Raw genomic sequence first — 20,432 nt, forward strand, 5'->3', positions numbered from 1 at the left:
CGATCCAGGTGTCAGATGTTCCAGCGCGGCGCATTGCTGGCCAGTCGCTGGCGCATCTCGCCGACGTTGGCAGCCAGTTGTTGAGTCAACAAACGATAGCCGTCCAGCGTGTTGTAGACCGGCGCATCGAGGCTGACCAGCGGCAAATCCATAGGGCGATTGAGCCGTTGGGCGGCGCCTGATTTCAACGCCCTGGCCATACCGATCAATTGCACGCGAATCTGTCGATGCTCGGCTTTCAATGCCGTTTGCAGGAGCCTCATCGCCTCGGGGTCATTGGCATCCGGTCGGGTATTGCCGAGGATTTCCAGGGTACTGACGCACATGCGCAGGTTGCGCTGGATAGCATCCAGTTCGGTCATGGAAATCTTCACTTCCTTGGACACCGACGGCATCAGTGAGCGAAGTTGCACCATCACCGCGTTCAGGCGGGTCATGAGCTTGAGGTGTTCGTCGGCAGTGATAGGCTGGCCGTCAATGATGCGCCCGTAGATTTTCGCGCAATCACGCAGCGCATCGGCCAGGTTGTAGCGCCAGGAATAAACCGCGTACAGCGGCAGGGCGAAGGAAAACGCCAAAGCCAGGGCAATGCCGATCAGGATATCCACCCCGCGCCACAAGCCATCGGTGACCGGGTTGTCGCCGTGCCCCGCGACGATGAACACGGTAATCGCCGACAGCAGCGCCGTGTAACCACCCTTGCCGATGGCGTGATACGAGAAAAAACCGCAGACCACCGACATCGCGAAATAGGTCAGCCAGGGCATCCCGAGCCAGGCCTGTTGCGCCACCAACGCCAGGCCGACACCGGCGCCGATCAAGGTGCCAATGGCACGCTCGGCGGCTTTTTTGCCGATGTTGCCGTGATGCTGCAAGCCGCCGATCACCACCAGCATCGTCACCGACGCCCACTCACCGTGGGGCAGATGGATGCCGGTGGTCAGCAGGATGGTCGCCAGCAATCCGAGCGACACCCGCACCGCATGGATTACCCGGGCATGGCGATAGCGCCGATACGGGTCCAGCAGCGGACGCAGCAATCGGCGCAACAGCGGTGGCAGTCGTTGGGCTCTGGATGTACTCAGGCTGGCTCTCCTCAGAAGATGTAGTCGGTGGTCAGGAAGCTCGAACTGCGGCCGCTGATGATCTCGCTGATCAGGTCCTTGTTGGTCTCCTGGAATTTGGTGGCCACCAGGGTACGGATCGAAAACACCCGCAATGCGTCATGGACCGACAAGGTGCCTTCGGCGGAGTTCTTGCGACCATTGAAGGGGTAGGTGTCCGGGCCGCGCTGGCACTGGGCATTGAGGTTGATGCGCCCGACCTGATTGGCGAAGGTGTCCACCAGCCGGCCGACCGCCACCGGGTTGGTGCCGAAGATGCTCAACTGCTGGCCGAAGTCCGACTCCAGCACGTAGTCGATCACCGTATCCAGATGGCGGTACGGCACGATGGGGATGACGGGGCCGAACTGTTCTTCCTGATAGACCCGCATCTGCGGCGTGACCGGGTACAGCACCGCCGGGTAGAAGAACGATGCACGAGCCTCGCCACCGTTGGGGTTGACCACTTTGGCGCCCTTGCTCTCGGCATCCGCTACCAGAGAATGCAGATAGTCGACCTTGCCCGATTCCGGCAGGGGCGTCAGGGATACGCCACTTTCCCAGGGCATGCCGGGTTTGAGGTTGGCAAGCCGGGCATTGAATTTGTCGATGAAGGACTCGACCACGTCTTCGTGAACAAACAGGATCTTCAGGGCCGTGCAGCGCTGGCCATTGAATGACAGCGAGCCGGTCACCGCCTCACTCACCGCGTTGTCCAGATCCACTTCCGGCAGGACGATGCCCGGGTTTTTCGCATCCAGGCCCAGCGCCGCGCGCAAGCGGTGGGGTCTCGGATGGAGTTTTTTCAGGTCACTGGCGGCCTTGTTGGTGCCAATGAACGCAAAGATGTCGATCTTGCCGCTGGCCATCAGCGCACTGACCGTCTCGCGGCCACTGCCGTAGATGACGTTGATCACCCCGGCCGGGAAGCTGTCGCGGAAGGCTTCCAGCAGCGGGCGAATCAGCAGCACGCCCAGTTTGGCGGGTTTGAACACCACGGTGTTGCCCATGATCAGCGCCGGAATCAGCGTAGTGAAGGTTTCGTTCAACGGATAGTTGTAAGGCCCCATGCACAGGGCCACGCCCATCGGCACGCGACGGATCTGGCCGAGGGTGTCCTGTTCCAGTTCGAAACGACTGGAGCGGCGATCGAGTTCTTTGAGCGCGTTGATGGTGTCGACGATGTAGTCGCAGGTGCGGTCGAACTCCTTTTCCGAATCCTTGAGGTTCTTGCCGATTTCCCACATCAGCAACTTGACCACGGCGTCGCGCTGCTCGCGCATGCGCCCGAGGAAGGTTTCGACGTGCTGGATGCGCTCGGCCACGCGCATGGTCGGCCACAGTCCCTGACCGCGGTCGTAGGCGCGTACGGCGGCGTCGAGGGCGGTCAATGCGGTCTCGGCATCCAGCAGCGGCGTGCTGCCGAGGATCACTTGCTCGTCGCCATTGGCGCCGGTCAGGTAAACCGGGCTACGGACCTGGGCCAGTGGCCCGTTCCAGGTTCTCAGTACGCCATCGACCAGGTACTCACGCTGCTCGGTCTGGCCATCAAGGCGGTACTTGTCCGGGATGTCGGCGGGGCTTGGGAACAGGTTCTGGAGAATATTGGCTGTGGTCATGTCGCTACCCCTCTGGATTGGGTGATGCACTGATGAATCGTTTTAGCAGACCTCAGCAACCCTTGTCATGACTCATTTCAGCGTTTTGCCGCACAGCGTGAAGGATCGCGGATTCATCGAGCCCTGCAGTCATGGCCTCAGAAGCGCCCCTTGTTGGCCCCCAATGCCCTCAACCCGCCCACGCCGGGTGCCTTAGTGTTGACCTCGCCTTGATCACAACAAAAAAGGTGCACCCGGCTGGCCGGGCAGCCAATGAAAGGACAGCCATGCGGGCAAGCCGATTAACTGAAAAGCCTAGCCTTTGTTTGGCCTTGGTGGGGGGGCTTCTGTGGCGAGGGGGCTTGCCCCCTCGCCACAGAAGCCCCTTTGCCACAGGTTCCTGGCCTCTGACGGCACACAAACCTTCGTACTCCGGTTAAACTCCGTGCTCTTTTTCAAGGAGTTCATATGAGCTATTACCAGCCGGGTATTCTCTCCACCCCCGTTCCGCCTCAAGCCCGCCATATGTTCTTCGCCCTCGAATCCGTCGAGGCATTGCCGGTTGCGCTCGACAACTTGATGCAACTGGTGGACGGGAAATCGGCTGTCGTTGGCTTCGGTGAATCGCTGGTCAATGCGCTGCACGTTCAGATCGATGGCCTGCGAACCTTTCCGGCGTTGACCGGTGTGGGCGTCGAAAATCCGTCGACCCAGCACGCGCTCTGGTGCTGGCTGCACGGTGAAGACCGTGGTGAGTTGCTCAACCGCAGCAACGTCATCGCCGCCGCGTTGGCCCCGGCATTGCGCCTGGTGCAGATGAACGAAACCTTCCGCCACATGACCGGCCATGACCTGACCGGCTACGAAGATGGCACCGAGAACCCCCACGACGAAGCCGCTGTCGCCGCCGCGCTGTTGAGCGAAGGCGCTGAGGGCCTGGTCGGTGGCAGCTTCGCCGCGATCCAGCAGTGGCAGCATGACTTGAAAGGTTTTCATGGGCTGTCGGCGGACGAAAAAGACAACATCATGGGCCGCCGCTTGAGCGATAACGAAGAGATCGACGACGCGCCGGTTTCCGCCCACGTCAAACGCACCGCCCAGGAAAGCTTTGCGCCTGAAGCCTTCGTGGTGCGCCGTTCGATGCCGTGGATCGAAGGCGACCGCGCCGGCCTGATGTTCCTGGCCTTCGGTTTTTCCCTCGACGCCTTCGAAGCCCAACTGCGCCGCATGAGTGGCCTGGAAGACGGCGTCACCGACGGTTTGTACCGCATCAGCCGTCCGATCACCGGTGGCTACTACTGGTGCCCGCCGCTCAAGGACGGTCGACTGGACCTGCGCGTATTGCGCATTGGCTGAGCACCAAGGAGAGCCTGTGAACCTGGTGCGCTGGGGCATGATCGGTTGTGGCAGTGTCGCGGAACGCAAAAGCGGGCCGGCCTTCTACAAGGCACCCGGATCGGCGTTGGTGGCGGTGATGGGCCGGCGCCTGGAAGTCGTCACCGACTACGCCGTGCGCCACGGCATCGCGCGGGTCTACACCGATGCGCAGGCGCTGATCAACGATCCCGAGGTCGACGCGGTGTACATCGCCACGCCGCCCGACAGCCATCACGCTTACGCCTTGCAGGTGGCCGCCGCCGGCAAGCATTGCTGCGTCGAAAAACCGATGGCGCTGAATGCCGGGCAAAGCCGCGAGATGAAGCAGGTGTTTGCCGATGCCGGGTTGCACCTGTTCGTGTCCTATTACCGGCGTTCGCTGCCACGCTTCCGGCAAGTGCGGCAGTGGCTGCAAGAGGGGTGGATCGGTGAGGTCCGGCACTTGACCTGGACCCTCACCAAAGCCCCGTCGGCAGCGGACCGCAACGGCAGTGAAAACTGGCGCACCGATCCGGCGATTGCCGGTGGTGGCTACTTCGCCGATCTGGCCAGCCATGGCCTGGACCTGTTTCAGTACCTGTTCGGCGATATCGTCGAAGTCGCCGGGTTCACCGCGCGGCAGGCCGGGATGTATGCCGCCGAGGATGCCGTCAGCGCCTGTTGGCGGTTCGCGTCGGGAGCGATGGGCATGGGTTGCTGGAACTTTGTTGCAGACCGTCGCGAGGATCGGGTCGAAGTGATTGGCAGCAAAGGCCGGATCACCTTTTCAGTGTTCGACGAACACCCGGTCGAGTTGCACGCCGATGAACACCTCAGCCTGACCATCGAGCATCACGCACACATTCAGTGGCACCACGTATTGGGCATGAATGCGCATATTCGTGGTGAGGCGCAGCACCCGGCCGTGGCCGAACAGGCGTTGAAGACCGATTGGGTGATGGACCGGATTCTCAAGCGGCACTGATTCCTCAGACCACACAATCCCCTGTAGGAGCGAGCAGGCTCGCTCCTACAGTTTTGGATTGCATCGCGCATCTAACCTTATTCGCATTCGGTATTTCTCAAGCGTGTCATACCCTCTCTAAGATCACGTCATAACTCGTTATAACAAGTGATCTGTCATGACCGATAACGTTCTATCCCTGAGCAGTGTCCCGTTGCATACCCAGCTGCGAGACGTGCTGCGTACCCGCATCCTCGACGGCGAATACCCGCAAGACAGCCAGATGCCTTCCGAAAGCGAGCTTGGCACGTTGTTCAAGGTCAGCCGCATCACTGTGCGCCAGGCCTTGGGTGACCTGCAAAAGGAAGGGTTGATCTTCAAGATCCACGGCAAAGGCACCTTCGTCGCCAAACCAAAAACCTTCCAGAACGTCAGCACCCTGCAAGGCCTGGCCGAGTCCATGACCGGTCGCGGCTACGAGGTGATCAACCGCCTGCGCAGCTTCAAATTCATTGCCGCCAACAAGCTCGTCGCCGAGCGTTTACAGGTCGCCGAAGGCGAGGTTGTGGCGCAGGTCAAACGGGTGCGCCTGATCAATCGCGAGCCGATTTCCCTGGAGATCACTTACCTGCCCAAGGCCATTGGTGAGCGCCTGGAAAAAGCCGACCTGGTCACCCGCGACATTTTCCAGATCCTGGAAAACGACTGCGGCCTGGCCCTGGGGCACGCCGACCTGGCCATCGATGCGGTACTGGCCGACAGCGACCTGAGCCGGGCGCTGAACGTCGAACCTGGTTCAGCAATCATGCGCATTGAGCGCCTGACCCACGATGTCGACGGTTGGCCGCTGGACTTCGAACACCTTTACTACCGTGGCGATGCCTTCCAGTACCGCCTGCGGATCGACCGGCAAAAAGGGGAGCAGGCATGACGCGCAGCACGCTGGAGCAGGAATACGACATCGTTGTCATTGGCGGCGGCACCGCCGGCCCCATGGCGGCGATCAAGGCCAAGGAACGCAACCGCGACCTGCGGGTGTTGTTGATCGACAAGGCCAACGTCAAGCGCAGCGGCGCGATCAGCATGGGCATGGACGGCCTGAACAACGCGATCATTCCCGGCCACTCGACGCCGGAGCAGTACACCAAGGAAATCACCATCGCCAACGACGGCATCGTCAATCAGGCCGCGGTGTACGCCTATGCCACCCACAGCTTCGAAACGATCGGGCAACTGGACCGCTGGGGCGTGAAATTCGAGAAGGACGAAACCGGCGACTACGCGGTGAAAAAGGTCCACCACATGGGCGCTTATGTGTTGCCGATGCCGGAAGGGCACGACATCAAGAAAGTCCTCTATCGGCAGTTGAAGCGCGCGCGGGTGAGTATCACCAATCGCCTGGTCTGCACCCGATTGCTGACGGACGAGGAGGGCGCGGTCAACGGCGTGATGGGTTTCGACTGCCGCACCGCGGACTTCCATGTGATCAAGGCCAAGGCGGTGATCCTCGCCTGCGGTGCCGCCGGACGCCTGGGGTTGCCGTCTTCGGGCTACCTGATGGGCACCTACGAAAATCCGACCAATGCCGGCGACGGCTACTCGATGGCCTACCACGCCGGGGCCGAGCTGGCGAACCTGGAATGTTTCCAGATCAACCCGCTGATCAAGGATTACAACGGTCCGGCCTGCGCCTACGTGACCGGCCCCTTGGGCGGCTACACCGCCAACAACAAGGGCGAGCGCTTCATCGAGTGCGACTACTGGAGCGGGCAGATGATGTGGGAATTCCACCAGGAGCTGGAAAGCGGCAACGGTCCGGTGTTCCTCAAGCTCGATCACCTGGCCGAGGAAACCATCCAGAACATCGAAGAGATCCTGCACAGCAACGAGCGTCCGAGTCGCGGCCAGTTCCACGCCAATCGCGGTACCGACTACCGCACGCAGATGGTCGAGATGCACATCTCGGAAATCGGCTTTTGCAGCGGGCATTCGGCGTCGGGGGTGTGGGTCAACGAGAAGGCCGAGACCTCGGTCAAGGGTTTGTACTCGGCCGGTGACATGGCCGCCGTGCCGCACAACTACATGCTCGGCGCGTTCACCTACGGCTGGTTCGCCGGCCACAACGCAGCGGATTTTGTCGCCGGGCGTGAGTTTTCAGCGCTGGATGCCGCGCAGATCGAAACCGAAAAACAACGGGTTTACGCGCCGCTGGACCGTTTACACGGCCTGCCGCCAGCGCAGGTCGAATACAAGCTGCGGCGCTTCGTCAACGACTACCTGCAACCGCCGAAAGTGACCAAGAAGATGCAGATCGGCCTGCAACGCTTCAGCGACATCCAGCGCGACCTCGACCAGATCAAGGCCCACAACGCCCACGAACTGATGCGCGCCATGGAAGTCAGCATGATCCGCGACTGCGCCGAAATGGCCGCCCGCGCTTCATTGTTCCGCGCCGAAAGCCGCTGGGGGCTGTACCACTATCGCGTCGATCACCCACAACGCAACGACCGCGACTGGTTCTGCCATTGCCACCTGAAGAAAGACCAAAACGGTTTGATGAGCAGTTTCAAGAAAGCCGTCGAGCCTTACATCATCGCGCTGGATGCCGACGAGATGCAGGCCTACGACCGGTTGCGGGTCGGTGCCGATGCGGCTTGATGCCGACAACAAAAGAGAGATCGAACATGGCTTACCAACCCCAGGAAATCTTCTTTCGCTCCAACGCACCGGTCACGGTCGATGAGGACAAATGCATCGCCCACAAAGGCTGCACCGTGTGCGTCGACGTTTGCCCGATGGACCTGCTGGCGATCAACCCGGCCACGCAAAAGGCCTACATGGCCTTCGATGAATGCTGGTACTGCATGCCCTGTGAAAAGGACTGCCCGACCGGGGCCGTGAAAGTCGAGATCCCCTATCTATTGCGGTAACCGCTTTTGTAGGAGCTGGCTTGCCAGCGAAGACGCCAGAACAGACAACCCAAAACGCCATCCGGCAACCACCGGACGCCTGATTAAAAACACCCCTCGTTTCCCACCGCGCCCTGATCGTGGCGGAGACGAACATCCAATAAATGATTCGAGGGGAAACACTCATGATGTTGCGTGCAGCGTTGGCCGGTCTGGTACTGGCTTCATTCACCCTGTCGGCCTCGGCCGAAACCATCCGCATTGCCATCGGCACCCAGGACACCACCATCAACTGCGCCGCTGGCGGATTGTTGATTCGCGAACTCGGGCTGCTGGACAAATACCTGCCCCACGATGGTCCCTACAAAGACGCCCAATACGAGGTGCAGTGGAAAAACTTCACCAGCGGCGCCCCCCTGACCAACGAGATGGTGGCCGGCAAACTCGACTTCGGCGCCATGGCCGACTTCCCCGGCGCGTTCAACGGCGTGGCGTTCGAAACGGCGGGCAAGCACAGCCTGTTCATCAGCGTGCTGTCGGGCAGTATCAAGGGCAGCGGCAACGGCATCGTGGTGCCAAGCGCATCGGGCGTGCAGTCGCTGGCAGAGCTCAAGGGCAAGACCATTTCCGTGCCGTTCGCTTCCACCGCCCACGGCATGCTGCTGCGCGCCGTCGCGGCCCAGGGCTGGGACCCGCTCAAGGATGTGAACATCATTGCCCAGCCACCGGAAGTCGCCGGCTCCGCGTTGCAGGCCGGCAAGATCGATGCCCACGCTGACTTCGTACCCTTCGCCGAACTGTTCCCGAGTCGTGGTTTCGCGCGCAAGATTTATGACGGTTCCCAGGCCAACGCGCCGACCTTCCACGGTGCGCTGGTCGATCAGGCCTATGCGAAGAAGTACCCGGAAATCGTCGTCGCTTACCTGCGGGCGAGTATCGAAGCCAACCAGTTGCTGGCGGCTGAGCCGGAGAAATACAGCGAATTGATCGCCAAGGTCACCGGGGTCGATGCCGAGGTCAATTACCTGTTCCATGGCCCCCTCGGTGTGCAGACCCGCGACCTGAGCTGGAAGCCGGAATACCGTCAGGCCGTGGGCACCGCCATCGATACCCTCAAGTTGTTGAAAAAGGCCGACCGCGGTCTCGATCTCAACACCTTCATCGACGACCAATACATCCGCGCCGCCTTCAAGGCCTCGAACCTGGACTACAGCGCGCAACTGGCCAGTTACGGGCAGGCGCCGCTCAAGGCTGTCGATGCCGCCAGCGGCCAAGCCATCACCGACGTCAGCCACGTGGCGGAAATCTGGGTGCGCGGTGAGCCGAAAGTCCGCCAGTACGCCTCGGCGCAAGCGGCGTTTACCGCGCTGGCCGGGCTCAAGCAGGAAGGCAAGAGCATCCGCGCGGTGTACGCCCAGGCCAGCGACAGCGGGATCAAGCTGCTGGCGGATCAGGCGTGGTTTGCCACCGATGGGAAAGGGCAGCTGAGTGCGTTCCTGCTCAAAGGCCAGGCCCAACAGTTCGCCACGACCCAGGGCGGCAAGGTCCTCGACTTTACCGATGCTACCGCGCAAGCCGTGGCTGTTCGCTAATCCCCCAAACACTGCATCACCTTGTAGGAGCGAGCTTGCTCGCGAAGGCGGCGGGTCAGTCGACATCAATGTTGACAGTGACACCGCTTTCGCGGGCAAGCCCGCTCCTACAGGGGGCAGGCGAGAGGAACAATTGTGTACCGATCATATTCACGCTGGATTCCCAGAGCCGCATCCTTGCTGCTCTGCCTCGTATTCTGGCAACTCGCCGCCAGCCACCACTGGAACCTCGGCCTGGTGACTTTCGCCAACGTCCCGACACCCGTGGCGGTCATTGGAGCCGCCCTCGGCCTCGGCGACTCGGGCAAGCTCGCGCAGCACCTGGGCAGCAGCCTCGGCCGGGTGTTCGCCGGTTACTTCGCGGCGCTGATCATCGGCGTGGCCCTGGGCCTGGCCATCGGCCGCTCGAAATGGGCCGAAGATCTGTTGCTGCCACCCCTGGAAGTATTGCGCCCGATCCCGGCCGTGGCGTGGATTCCCCTGGCAATCCTGATGTTTCCCTCGTCGGAGCTGTCGATGGTGTTCATCACCTTCACCGGCGCACTGTTCCCGATCCTGCTCAACACCGTGCACGGCGTCGAAGGCGTCGACCCACGGCTGATCGCCTCGGCAAAAAGCCTCGGGGCAGGGCGCCGGGCAATCCTGCTGGAGGTCGTTCTTCCGGGGGCTGCGCCCAGCATCATCACCGGCCTGGCCATCGGCATGGGCACCTCGTGGTTCTGCCTGGTGACGGCGGAAATGATCTCCGGCCAATTCGGCATCGGCTATTACACCTGGGAGTCCTACACCATCCAGAACTACGCCGACATCGTGGTCGGCATGTTGCTGATCGGCGTGCTCGGGATGGGCAGCAGCCTGTTGATCAAACGTCTGGGCGGGTTGTTCACGCCCTGGCATCGACCACGAGGAAAAGCCTGATGAGCGTTTTTCAACATCTGGAAGGGCGTATCGATATTCGTGGGCTGTCGATCAACCTGGGCGAGGGCGACACTGCCTTCGACGCAGTGCAAGGCCTCGATTGCCAGATCGAGCCGGGGCAGTTCGTGTGCATTCTCGGGCCGTCCGGTTGCGGCAAGTCCACCTTGCTCGGCGCGCTGGCCGGCCACCTGCAACCGCGCACCGGCACGCTCAACGTCGATGGCGCAGCAGTCTCCGGTCCATCGCCCCAGCGCGGCATGGTGTTCCAGCAGCACACCCTGTTTCCGTGGCGCACTGTGCGCGACAACGTGGCGTTCGGCTTGAAAATGCGGGGCGTCGGCAAGGTCGAACGGCACAAGGCGGCGGATGAAATCCTCGCACTGGTGGGCCTCGAAGGTTTTGCCGGGCGTTGGCCCGACCAGCTCTCCGGGGGCATGCAGCAACGGGTGGAAATTGCCCGGGTGCTGGTCAACCGTCCGCGCCTGTTGCTGATGGACGAACCCTTCGGCGCCCTCGATGCCCTGACCCGATTGAACATGCAGGAACTGCTGCTGGACATCTGGACGCGCATCCGCACCACCGTGGTCTTTGTCACCCATGACATCGACGAAGCGCTGTTCCTCGCCGATCGCTTGCTGGTCATGAGCTCGCGCCCCGGGCGGATCATCGAAGACCTGCGCCTGGAATTCCCCCGGCCGCGCAGCACGGAGCTGATGACCCGCCCTGAATTCTCGCATCTCAAGCGCCATTGCCTCGAACTCCTGCGACACGAAGACGGTCGGCAACTGCCGCGCCTGAACCCGCTCGGACTTCCCCCTGAAAACAAACTGCCGCGATTTGCCCTATGACCTCACTATTCGATGTAACCGATAACGACGACATTCTTGCCCTGCAACCGCGCCTGACCGACGAGGATGCCGGTGTACGCCGGATCGCACTGATCGAACTGGCCGATCTCGAGGAGCCGGACGGCCTGCTGTGGTTGATCAATCGACTGGCCGAAGACCCGATTGCAGACGTTCGCGCCGAAGCCGCGCGGTTGCTGGAAGCCTGGGAGGACGCGCCGGTGGTCGAGGCGTTGTGCCAGGCGCTGACGGATCCATCCCCGGTAGTGCAGGTGGCCGCTGCGCAAAGCCTCAGCCTGCTCAAGAGTGAAGCGGCGGGCCGGGTCATTCTGCCGTGGACCGGGCACGCCGACAGCGGCGTACGCATTGCTGCGTTCCGGGCGTTGCGCGAGTTGCGTTGCCCCGAAGCCGCCGATGCGGCTGCTCGGGCACTGGACGATGCAAGCGCCAGCGTGCGCCGCGAGGCGGTGGGCGTGCTCGGCTGGCTCAAGCAACTCGATGCCTTGCCGGCACTGGCGCGGCTGGCCAGCGATGACCCGGACACCGAGGTGCGGCGTGCCGCCACCGGGGCGCTGGGCCTGGCGTCTGACGCACAGGTGCTACCGGCCCTGCGCCAGGCCTTGCGCGACGATGCCTGGCAAGTCCGCGAAGAAGCCGCCACCACCCTGGGCAAAGTCGGCCACCTCGACGCCGGCCCGGCCCTGATTGACGCCCTGGACGACGATTACTGGCAAGTGCGCCTGCGCGCCACCCGCAGCCTTGGTCGCTTGCGTTTTGTACCTGCGCTCGAAGCGCTGATCGACACCCTCGGCCACCGCATCAGCAACCTGCGCAAGGAAGCCGCGTTGGCCCTCGGCGAATTGAACGACCCACGGGCCATTGCGGCATTGCAGGACGCACAAGACGACGGCGACCCTGAAGTGCGCAAGGCCGTGCGCATTGCCTTGAGTCAACTGCAATGAACCCGCTGGCGATTGGCAACTCCCGCAGCAAACAGCAGTTGCGCCTGAACTGGCCGGATGGTCGCGAGCAGGTGTTCGAACACGCCGAATTGCGCCGGCAGTGCCCGTGCTCGCAGTGCCGGGCGTTTCGTTTGCGGGGGATGGCGCCGATGGTGGATGCGCGGGTTCAGGTGATCGAATTGCACTCGCAGGGGTATGGCCTGCAACTGGTCTTCAGCGATGGGCATGAACGGGGGATTTATCCGTGGGCTTATCTTGCTGGGCTTACCGACTGAATCGAATTCCATTCCTCATCGGGAGCTGTCGCGGTCTGCGGCAGCTCCCCCGTGTGCGCTTCCAGTTGCTTATGTTGCGAATACAGGTTCAGTAACGGCTCGGATAAACGCATCGTCCACAGTCTTTACGCCATACCGATGCATGAACTCACTACCATTGGCAAAGCGATTGAAGCGTTGCTGGCTAATCATGTAAAAATAATCACAGTGGTTAATTACTTCATCAACATTATGCGAGGAAACCAGAATGGCGGTGCCCTCCCTGGCGGCGCCGTGAAGGCATTGCCAAATATAGCGGCGAAACTCTGGATCTACACCGGCAGTAGGCTCGTCGAGAATCACGAAGTCTGCAGAAATTGAAAGAAGAGAGAGAGTAAAGAACCAGCGTGTCTCTCCGTAGCTGCATAGCGATGATTTTTTGTTCCATGTGTCTTGGTATCGGTCAACTATCGCAGGGCTCCACGCATTTAGTTTTTTCAGAGTTTTATCTTGTGTCATGGGCTCGCTTGATGACAGCGCAGCCACCATTTTAAAGATGTCACGCATGCGCAATGGAGGGGGAGTGGAGATGATTTGAGAAAGGTATAAAAAGTGACTGAAGTCGTTTTTTATGAAACCGGACTTTGCTTTTTTGAGGTCACAGACGATATCGAAAAAAGTTGTTTTTCCAGATCCATTGGGCCCCAGAATGCCGACAATATCGCCTTGAGCAACCTCAAGAGATGCCTGGGTCAAGAGGGGGGTGTCTGTATAGGAGAAGTCAATGCTCTGCGCCGTGAATTTTTTCATCAGTATCGGCTCCATACGGGATTGATTCTTAGGTGTTTGAAAGTTTTGTGCAGTGCAAAAATGAATAAAAGAATTATTGCTGCTGTGATGAGTTTGTTGGACTCAAGACCTTGTTCCATTATTTGGCTTGCAAGTGTCAGTGGGTTTGCGAGGTTCAAAGCGTCAGTAATGTGGTTTGATCTGCTGGCACTCATGACTCCGAGAATCAGCATGCAGAACGAAAAAATGGAAAGCAAAGTGTTCGAGTTCTGAAAGTTGATCGGTAACAATGAAAATACAGCCCCGATCGCACAAAACATGATAAAGCAGATGTAAAAGCGTAGTGCGATATTCAGTAGTTCATTGAGGTTGTAGTTTTCAAATGGGAATTTGGTCGTTAAGTAAAAGGTTGTGCAGTAAGATATTGATATTAGCGAGTAGGCAGTGAAGTGCGATAAGAGAAAAATCAGTTTTGATTCCCTGGAGTAAATAAATGATCGAGTGAACCCGCTTTCCCTTCTTCCGATTATGTAAAAGGCGAATCCAAATAATGCGACACTAGAAGAGATATAAGCATAAAGCCATGCTGAAATCGTAATGTAATTGCTCGAGAAATAGTTGGGGTCTTGCCTGGTTGTTGCAAAAAAATAGAACATCGCACAAGGTGATATCAAAATCCAGAAAAAGGCAATGGGTTCTTTTAATTGTTCTTTTATGAATATGGATGCTAGGGAAGAAACTCTGGGTATAATATTTTTGGTCATTGGGTGGCGATTCTCCATGTTTGTTGTTTTTCATTTTGCTTTTGTTTTGGGGCGCCACTTGGTGTTAAGTGGTGTTGCAAGGATTAGTTGATTTTGCTGTTGGATGCAAGCGAGAGAACTTTGTGTTGTAGGGGGATTCCTGTATGCTTTTAAGATGCGTCCTGCATGATGTTAGGAATCTTAGTGGCTTGGTTTTGTTTTGGTGTGGATAGTTTTTAGCGTGGAACTGTGGAATTCCTTTTTGAATCTGTATTTTAGTTTTCGGCAAGTAGAAAAGATCTTGCTATTTTGAGTAAAGTATTTCTGTAGGAGCAAATGTGTGTTTTGCACTTTTTTATGGATTTTTATTTTCTTCAGATGCTAATTATTTTAGAAAGGCGACGAACGGTAGACCTTATTTTTTGATCGTCCGTTTTGTTCGAGTACGGAGCGCTGGACGTTACGTTTGAACCGGCTTCCTGTAGGAGCTGCCGCAGGCTGCGATCTTTTTGCTCTGGTCTCAAGAGATCGCAGCCTCGTTTCACTCGACAGCTCCTACAAGTCCTTGCCAGGAAAAAGCCAAAAGAGTACAAATGTACTCCATGACGACTCTGACTCCCCGCCGTACCGCCATCCTGACCTTTATCCGCGATCGCATCGCCGAGCACGGTCAGCCTCCGAGCCTCGCTGAAATCAGCGAGGCGTTCGGTTTCGCCTCCCGCAGCGTCGCGCGCAAGCATGTGCTGGCGCTGACCGAAGCCGGGTTTATCGAGGTCAACCCGCATCAGGCCCGGGGCATTCGCCTGCTCGGGCAGCCGCCGCGTCCCGAATTGCTGGACATCCCGGTGCTTGGCCGAGTGGCGGCCGGTGCGCCGATTGGGGCCGATGCGGAAGTCCATAGCCGCTTGCTGCTCGATCCGTCGATCTTCTCGCGGGTGCCGGACTACATGTTGCGGGTGCGGGGTGACTCGATGATCGAGGACGGCATCCTCGACGGCGATCTGGTGGGCGTGCACCGCAGCTCCGAGGCCGTTAATGGCCAGATCGTCGTGGCGCGGCTCGACGGCGAAGTCACCATCAAGCGCTTCGAGCGGGTCGGCGATGTGGTTCGCCTGCTGCCACGCAACCCGGCCTACCAGCCGATCATTGTCGAGGCCGACCGGGACCTGGCCATCGAAGGCGTGTTCTGTGGCCTGGTGAGGCAAGGCTGATGGGCGCCGTCGTTGCGCTGGATACGCTGTTCAATGGCGGCCAGGTCTGGAAGGGCCGGCCTGCGCCACCGGCTGCCAGCCCGCAACCCACCGGGCATGCTGCGCTGGACGCCGCGTTGCCCAGCGGTGGCTGGCCGGAGGCGGCACTGACGGAAATCCTGTTGGCCGGGCAGGGCGTGGGCGAGTTGCAACTGGTGTGGCCGACACTGGCACGGCTGTCGGCGGCGGGCGAGCGCATCGTGCTGGTGGCGCCGCCTTGTGTGCCGTACCCCCAGGCGTGGCAGGGCGCCGGAGTGGATCTGCGTCAGTTGTCGATCATCCAGGCCAGCGAGCGCGATGCGCTGTGGGCCGCGGAACAATGCCTGCGCTCGGGCAGTTGCGGCGCGGTGCTGTGCTGGCCGCACAAGGCCGATGACCGCGCCTTGCGCCGCTTGCAGGTGGCGGCGGAAACCGGCCAGACCCTGGCCTTCGCCTATCGTCCCCTCGGTGAAGCGATCAACCCTTCGCCAGCGGCCCTGCGCATTGCCATCGATGCCCGACCGGCACAACTGCGCGTGCTCAAGTGCCGCGGCGGCCTGGCCCGTTCGGCGCCGATTGCCTTCGCCGTGGGGCATTGAGGTTGCCATGCGCTGGGTCTGCATTGTTTTCCCGCAATTGGCGCTGGACGCGGTACTGCGTCAGCGCGCCGATCCCGATGAACCCCTGGCGTTGCTGACCGGCCCGGCCCAGCGCCGGGTGCTGCAGGCCGTCAACAGTGCGGCGCGGGCGCTGGGTTTGTGTCCCGGCCAGTCCATGAGCGCGGCACAGGCCTTGAGCAAAGGCTTTGTCACGGCCGAATACGACGCCTCTGAAATCGAACACTGGCAGCAGTTCCTCGCCGCCTGGGCCTATCGCTTTAGTTCCCAGGTCAGCGTGCATTACCCCCGGGCCCTGGTGTTCGAGATCGAATCCAGCCTCGGCTTGTTCGGTGCCTGGCCGCAATTCGAAGCGCTTTTGCGCCGTGAGCTCGACGAGCTGGGGTTTCGGCACCGCATCGTGGCCGCGCCCAACCCGGTGGCGGCGCGGGTGCTGGCCAATGCCTATGACGGTCTGGTGGTCCCGGACGATCAAGCCTTGCAGCATCACCTGGGGCAAATGCCCGTCGACCGGATCGGCCTCGAAGCCTCGGTCGCCACGGCCTTGTCGCGCATGGGCTTGCGCATCTTGAGCCAGGTGCAGGCGCTGCCCCGGCATAGCCTGGCCCGGCGTTTCGAGGCCCAGGTGCTCAAGCATCTGGATGCCCTGTTGGGGTTGCGGCGGCTGGCGTTGACGTTTTACCTGCCGCCGGACCGCTTCGATGTGCGTATCGAACTCAATTTCGATGTGCAGTCCCATCAAGCCTTGCTGTTTCCGTTGCGCCGATTGACCGGCGACTTGTCGGCGTTCCTCTGCGGTCGTGACAGCGGCGTACAGCGTTTCGACCTGCACCTGGAGCACGCCGGGTTGCCGGATACGCTCATCAAGGTCGGCCTGCTCAGCGCCGAGCGCGATCCGGCGATGCTCTTCGAACTGGCCCGGGGGCGGCTGGAGCAGGTCCAGGTCGAGGCACCGGTACGCGGTTTTCGCCTGCGTGCCGAAGACCTGCCGACCTTTGTGCCCCAGCATCAGGAACTGTTCGACGATCGCCCGCAGCAGTCCTTGCCCTGGGAGCAACTGCGCGAACGCCTGCGTGCACGGCTGGGAGATGACGCGGTGCACGGCTTGCGCTTCCAGGCCGATCACCGCCCCGAGTGTGCGTGGCAGGCCAGTGCCGACAGCCAGCCCTGCGCGGTGCCGGCGGCAGTGAAACGGCCGGGCTGGTTGCTGACTGAACCGTTGGCCGTGCATCAGGGCTCGGCGCGCATCCTCATGGGGCCGGAGCGTATCGAGTCCGGCTGGTGGGATGGCGGCGACGTACGCCGTGACTATTACCTGATCGAAACCCGTGCCGGCCAACAGGGCTGGGCCTACCGGGCGGTCGGTGAGGACGGCCCGTTGTGGTTGCAGGGGTGGTTCGCATGAGCATCGACTATGCCGAACTGCACTGCCTGTCGAACTTCAGCTTCCAGCGCGGTGCCTCCAGTGCCCTCGAGCTGTTCCAGCGCGCGAAAAAGCAGGGTTATCAAGCCCTGGCGATCACCGACGAATGCACCCTGGCGGGCATCGTTCGCGCCTGGCAGGCGGCGAAGTCCGTGGAGTTGCCGCTGATCATCGGCAGTGAAATACGCATCGAGAACGGTCCGAAACTGGTGCTGCTGGTGGAGAGCCTCGAGGGCTATCAGGCGCTGTGCCGATTGATCACCCGCGCCCGGCGCCGCACGCAGAAAGGCCAGTATCAGGTGCTGCGCGAAGACTTCAGTGAACCCTTGCCGGGATTGCTGGCGTTGTGGGTGCCGGACGCTGTCGATGCCTTTGAACAGGGCCGCTGGCTCAAGCAGGTCTTCGCCGAGCGCCTGTGGCTGGCGGTGCAGTTACATTGCGGTCAGGATGATGCCCGGCGCCTGGACGATCTGCTGACCCTGGCCAGGGAGTTGCGTATTCCTGCGGTCGCTTGCGGCGATGTGCACATGCACGCGCGCGGCCGGCGCGCCTTGCAGGACACCATGACCGCGATCCGTCATCACCTGCCGGTGGCCGATGCCGGGTTGCGCCTGCATCCCAACGGCGAACGCCATCTGCGCGGTCTCGATGTGTTGCAGGCGCTTTATCCGCCAGACTTGCTCGCGGAAACGCTGAACATCGCCCGGCGCTGCACCTTTGAACTTGGCCAGTTGCGTTACCAGTACCCCCGCGAACTGGTGCCGCAAGGGCACTCGGCCACCTCGTGGCTGCGTCATTTGACCGCGGAAGGCATCGAGTTGCGCTGGCCAAAAGGGCCGAAAAGCGAAGTGCTGGTGCAGATCGACAAGGAGCTGCAACTGATCGCGGAGCTGGGCTATGAAAGCTATTTCCTGACGGTCCACGACATCGTCCGCTTCGCCCGCACCCAGCACATTCTTTGTCAGGGGCGCGGCTCGGCCGCCAACTCGGCGGTGTGTTTTGCCCTGGGCATCACTGAAATTGATCCGGATCGCACCACGCTGTTGTTCGAGCGTTTTCTCTCCAAAGAGCGTAACGAACCGCCGGACATCGACGTCGATTTCGAGCATGAACGCCGCGAGGAAGTCTTGCAGTACGTGTTCCAGCGTTATGGCCGGGCCCGGGCCGCGTTGACGGCGGTGGTCAGCACTTACCACGCCGCCGGTGCGGTACGGGATGTGGCCAAGGCATTGGGCTTGCCGCCGGACCAGATCAACGCCCTGGCCGATTGCTGCGGTCACTGGAGCGATGAGACACCGCCCGTGGAGCGTCTGCGCGAGGGCGGGTTCGACCCCGAGAGCCCGATGCTGCACCGGGTGCTCCGCCTGACAGGGCAACTGATCGGCTTCCCCCGGCATTTGTCCCAGCACCCCGGCGGTTTCGTGATTTCCGAGCAGCCGCTGGACAGTCTGGTACCGGTGGAAAATGCCGCCATGGCCGAACGCACCATCATCCAATGGGACAAGGATGATCTCGATGCGGTCGGTTTGCTCAAGGTCGATATCCTGGCGCTGGGCATGCTCAGCGCGATTCGCCGATGTTTCGATCTGCTGCGCCGGCACCGGGGGCTGGACCTGAGCCTGGCGACCATCCCGTCCGAAGATGCGGCCACCTACGAAATGATCGGTCGGGCCGACACCATCGGCGTGTTCCAGATCGAGTCCCGGGCGCAGATGTCGATGCTGCCCAGGCTCAGGCCGAAGACGTTTTACGATCTGGTGATCGAGGTCGCCATCGTTCGGCCGGGGCCGATCCAGGGCGGCATGGTGCACCCGTACCTGCGGCGACGGAACAAGGAAGAACCGGAGGCCTATCCGTCGCCGGAACTGGAAGTGGTGCTCAAGCGCACCCTCGGTGTGCCGCTGTTTCAGGAACAGGTCATGCAGATCGCCATCGTCGCCGCCGACTACAGCCCCGGCGAGGCCGACCAGCTACGTCGCTCCATGGCCGCGTGGAAACGCCACGGCGGGCTCGAACCGCACAAGGAAAGGCTGGCCGCCGGGATGAAGAAAAACGGCTACACCGCCGAGTTCGCCGCGCAGATCTTCGAGCAGATCAAGGGCTTTGGCAGCTACGGTTTTCCCGAATCCCACGCGGCCAGTTTTGCCTTGCTGACCTACGCCAGTTGCTGGTTGAAATGCCACGAGCCGGCGGCCTTCGCCTGTGCGCTGATCAACAGTTGGCCGATGGGGTTCTACAGCCCGGACCAGATTCTGCAGGACGTTCGGCGTCATCATTTGCAGGTTCGCCCGGTGGACGTGCGCGCCAGTGACTGGGATTGCAGCCTGGAGCCGATCACCGGTGCGCAACCGGCGATTCGCCTGGGCCTGCGCATGATCAAGGGCTTTCGCGAGGACGATGCCCGACGCATCGAGGCGGCACGCTCCAAAGGCGCGTTTGCCGACATCGCCGACCTGGGCGAGCGGGCGCGACTCGATGCCCGCGCTCAGGAGCAACTGGCCGATGCCGGCTCGTTGCGTGGCCTGGCCGGCGACCGGCATCGGGCACGCTGGGAAGTGGCCGGGGTACAAAAGCAACTGGGTTTGTTCGCCGGCCTGCCGAGCCAGGAGGAGGGCGCGGTGTCGTTGCCCAGACCCACCGTGGGCGAGAACCTGCAAGCCGATTACGCCAGTGTCGGCACCACCCTCGGACCACATCCGTTGGCTCTGTTGCGCGGTGAGTTGAAGGCGCGACGCTGCCGCAGTTCGAAGGAATTACTGGACGTCGAGCACGGTCGGCCGGTCAGCATCGCCGGGCTGGTCACCGGCCGACAACGCCCAGCCACCGCCAGCGGCGTGACCTTCGTCACCCTTGAGGACGAGTTCGGCAACGTCAACGTGGTGGTGTGGCGCGACCTGGCCGAGCGGCAGCGCCAGGTGTTGGTCGGCTCGCAGTTGCTCAAGGTCGATGGCCGCTGGGAGAAGGAGGGCGAGGTGCGGCATCTGATTGCCGGGCGGTTGAGTGATCTGAGTGCGTTGTTGGATGGCATTACTGTGCGGAGCCGGGATTTTCATTGAAACACGCATTTCCCTGTAGGAGCTGCCGAAGGCTGCGATCTTTTGGCGGCCTTGAGATTACCGAAGATCAAGAT

17 protein-coding genes are annotated in these 20,432 nt (G+C 61.1%); 14 read left to right on the forward strand and 3 right to left on the reverse strand.

Annotated elements, in window-relative coordinates; all coding sequences use genetic code 11:
* Positions 1–11: 11 nt before the first annotated feature.
* Together AC1D19_RS18160 and AC1D19_RS18165 are read right to left on the reverse strand one after the other, a co-directional pair.
* On the reverse strand, positions 12–1,052 hold the full coding sequence (locus AC1D19_RS18160; RefSeq protein ID WP_477764107.1) for an FUSC family protein: 1,041 nt from the start codon (positions 1,050–1,052) through the stop codon (positions 12–14).
* Between the two features lie 44 nt (positions 1,053–1,096).
* Positions 1,097–2,722, reverse strand: coding sequence for an NADP-dependent glyceraldehyde-3-phosphate dehydrogenase (locus AC1D19_RS18165; protein ID WP_477760327.1), 1,626 nt, complete (start codon positions 2,720–2,722; stop codon positions 1,097–1,099).
* A 447-nt stretch (positions 2,723–3,169) separates the two neighbouring features.
* Here AC1D19_RS18165 and AC1D19_RS18170 point away from each other — a divergent pair, with 447 nt between their 5' ends.
* From AC1D19_RS18170 to AC1D19_RS18215, 10 genes are all read left to right on the forward strand, one after another.
* Positions 3,170–4,057: a Dyp-type peroxidase gene (locus AC1D19_RS18170; protein WP_477764003.1), complete on the forward strand. Its 888-nt coding sequence runs from the start codon at positions 3,170–3,172 to the stop codon at positions 4,055–4,057.
* A gap of 16 nt (positions 4,058–4,073) precedes the next feature.
* Complete coding sequence (locus tag AC1D19_RS18175) at positions 4,074–5,042, forward strand: Gfo/Idh/MocA family protein (protein WP_477764004.1); 969 nt, start codon at positions 4,074–4,076, stop codon at positions 5,040–5,042.
* A 157-nt stretch (positions 5,043–5,199) separates the two neighbouring features.
* Positions 5,200–5,952 carry a GntR family transcriptional regulator gene (locus AC1D19_RS18180; RefSeq protein ID WP_477764005.1) on the forward strand — a complete coding sequence of 251 codons (753 nt, stop codon included), beginning with the start codon at positions 5,200–5,202 and terminating at the stop codon, positions 5,950–5,952.
* Positions 5,949–7,679: a fumarate reductase/succinate dehydrogenase flavoprotein subunit gene (locus AC1D19_RS18185; RefSeq protein ID WP_477764006.1), complete on the forward strand. Its 1,731-nt coding sequence runs from the start codon at positions 5,949–5,951 to the stop codon at positions 7,677–7,679. Before AC1D19_RS18180 ends, AC1D19_RS18185 begins: the two co-directional genes overlap by 4 nt.
* 26 nt (positions 7,680–7,705) lie before the next feature.
* A complete protein-coding gene (locus AC1D19_RS18190) occupies positions 7,706–7,951 on the forward strand; it encodes a 4Fe-4S dicluster domain-containing protein (protein WP_003180418.1) in 246 nt (81 codons plus the stop codon).
* 164 nt (positions 7,952–8,115) lie between these two features.
* Positions 8,116–9,522: an ABC transporter substrate-binding protein gene (locus tag AC1D19_RS18195; RefSeq protein WP_477764007.1), complete on the forward strand. Its 1,407-nt coding sequence runs from the start codon at positions 8,116–8,118 to the stop codon at positions 9,520–9,522.
* Positions 9,523–9,657: 135 nt separating this feature from the next.
* On the forward strand, positions 9,658–10,440 hold the full coding sequence (locus AC1D19_RS18200; RefSeq protein WP_477764008.1) for an ABC transporter permease: 783 nt from the start codon (positions 9,658–9,660) through the stop codon (positions 10,438–10,440).
* Complete coding sequence (locus AC1D19_RS18205) at positions 10,440–11,288, forward strand: ABC transporter ATP-binding protein (protein ID WP_477764009.1); 849 nt, start codon at positions 10,440–10,442, stop codon at positions 11,286–11,288. The genes AC1D19_RS18200 and AC1D19_RS18205 overlap by 1 nt, the downstream gene beginning before the upstream one ends.
* Positions 11,285–12,247: a HEAT repeat domain-containing protein gene (locus AC1D19_RS18210; RefSeq protein WP_477764010.1), complete on the forward strand. Its 963-nt coding sequence runs from the start codon at positions 11,285–11,287 to the stop codon at positions 12,245–12,247. The genes AC1D19_RS18205 and AC1D19_RS18210 overlap by 4 nt, the downstream gene beginning before the upstream one ends.
* Positions 12,244–12,522, forward strand: coding sequence for a DUF971 domain-containing protein (locus tag AC1D19_RS18215; RefSeq protein ID WP_347907001.1), 279 nt, complete (start codon positions 12,244–12,246; stop codon positions 12,520–12,522). Before AC1D19_RS18210 ends, AC1D19_RS18215 begins: the two co-directional genes overlap by 4 nt.
* Before the next feature lie 69 nt (positions 12,523–12,591).
* On the opposite strand, the gene AC1D19_RS18220 is transcribed toward AC1D19_RS18215, so the two are convergent.
* A complete protein-coding gene (locus tag AC1D19_RS18220; RefSeq protein WP_477764011.1) occupies positions 12,592–13,311 on the reverse strand; it encodes an AAA family ATPase in 720 nt (239 codons plus the stop codon).
* A gap of 1,315 nt (positions 13,312–14,626) precedes the next feature.
* Here AC1D19_RS18220 and lexA point away from each other — a divergent pair.
* The 4 genes from lexA to AC1D19_RS18240 are packed head-to-tail and all read left to right on the forward strand — an operon-like array spanning position 14,627 to position 20,358.
* Positions 14,627–15,244, forward strand: coding sequence for a transcriptional repressor LexA (gene lexA / locus AC1D19_RS18225; protein WP_477764012.1), 618 nt, complete (start codon positions 14,627–14,629; stop codon positions 15,242–15,244).
* On the forward strand, positions 15,244–15,861 hold the full coding sequence (gene imuA / locus AC1D19_RS18230) for a translesion DNA synthesis-associated protein ImuA (protein WP_223462842.1): 618 nt from the start codon (positions 15,244–15,246) through the stop codon (positions 15,859–15,861). The genes lexA and imuA overlap by 1 nt, the downstream gene beginning before the upstream one ends.
* Before the next feature lie 7 nt (positions 15,862–15,868).
* Complete coding sequence (locus AC1D19_RS18235; protein ID WP_477764013.1) at positions 15,869–17,284, forward strand: Y-family DNA polymerase; 1,416 nt, start codon at positions 15,869–15,871, stop codon at positions 17,282–17,284.
* Entirely contained in the window at positions 17,260–20,358 is a 3,099-nt protein-coding gene (locus tag AC1D19_RS18240; RefSeq protein WP_477764014.1) for an error-prone DNA polymerase, read from the forward strand. Before AC1D19_RS18235 ends, AC1D19_RS18240 begins: the two co-directional genes overlap by 25 nt.
* Positions 20,359–20,432 lie beyond the last annotated feature (74 nt).

This window comes from Pseudomonas sp. P1_C12, assembly GCF_056406435.1.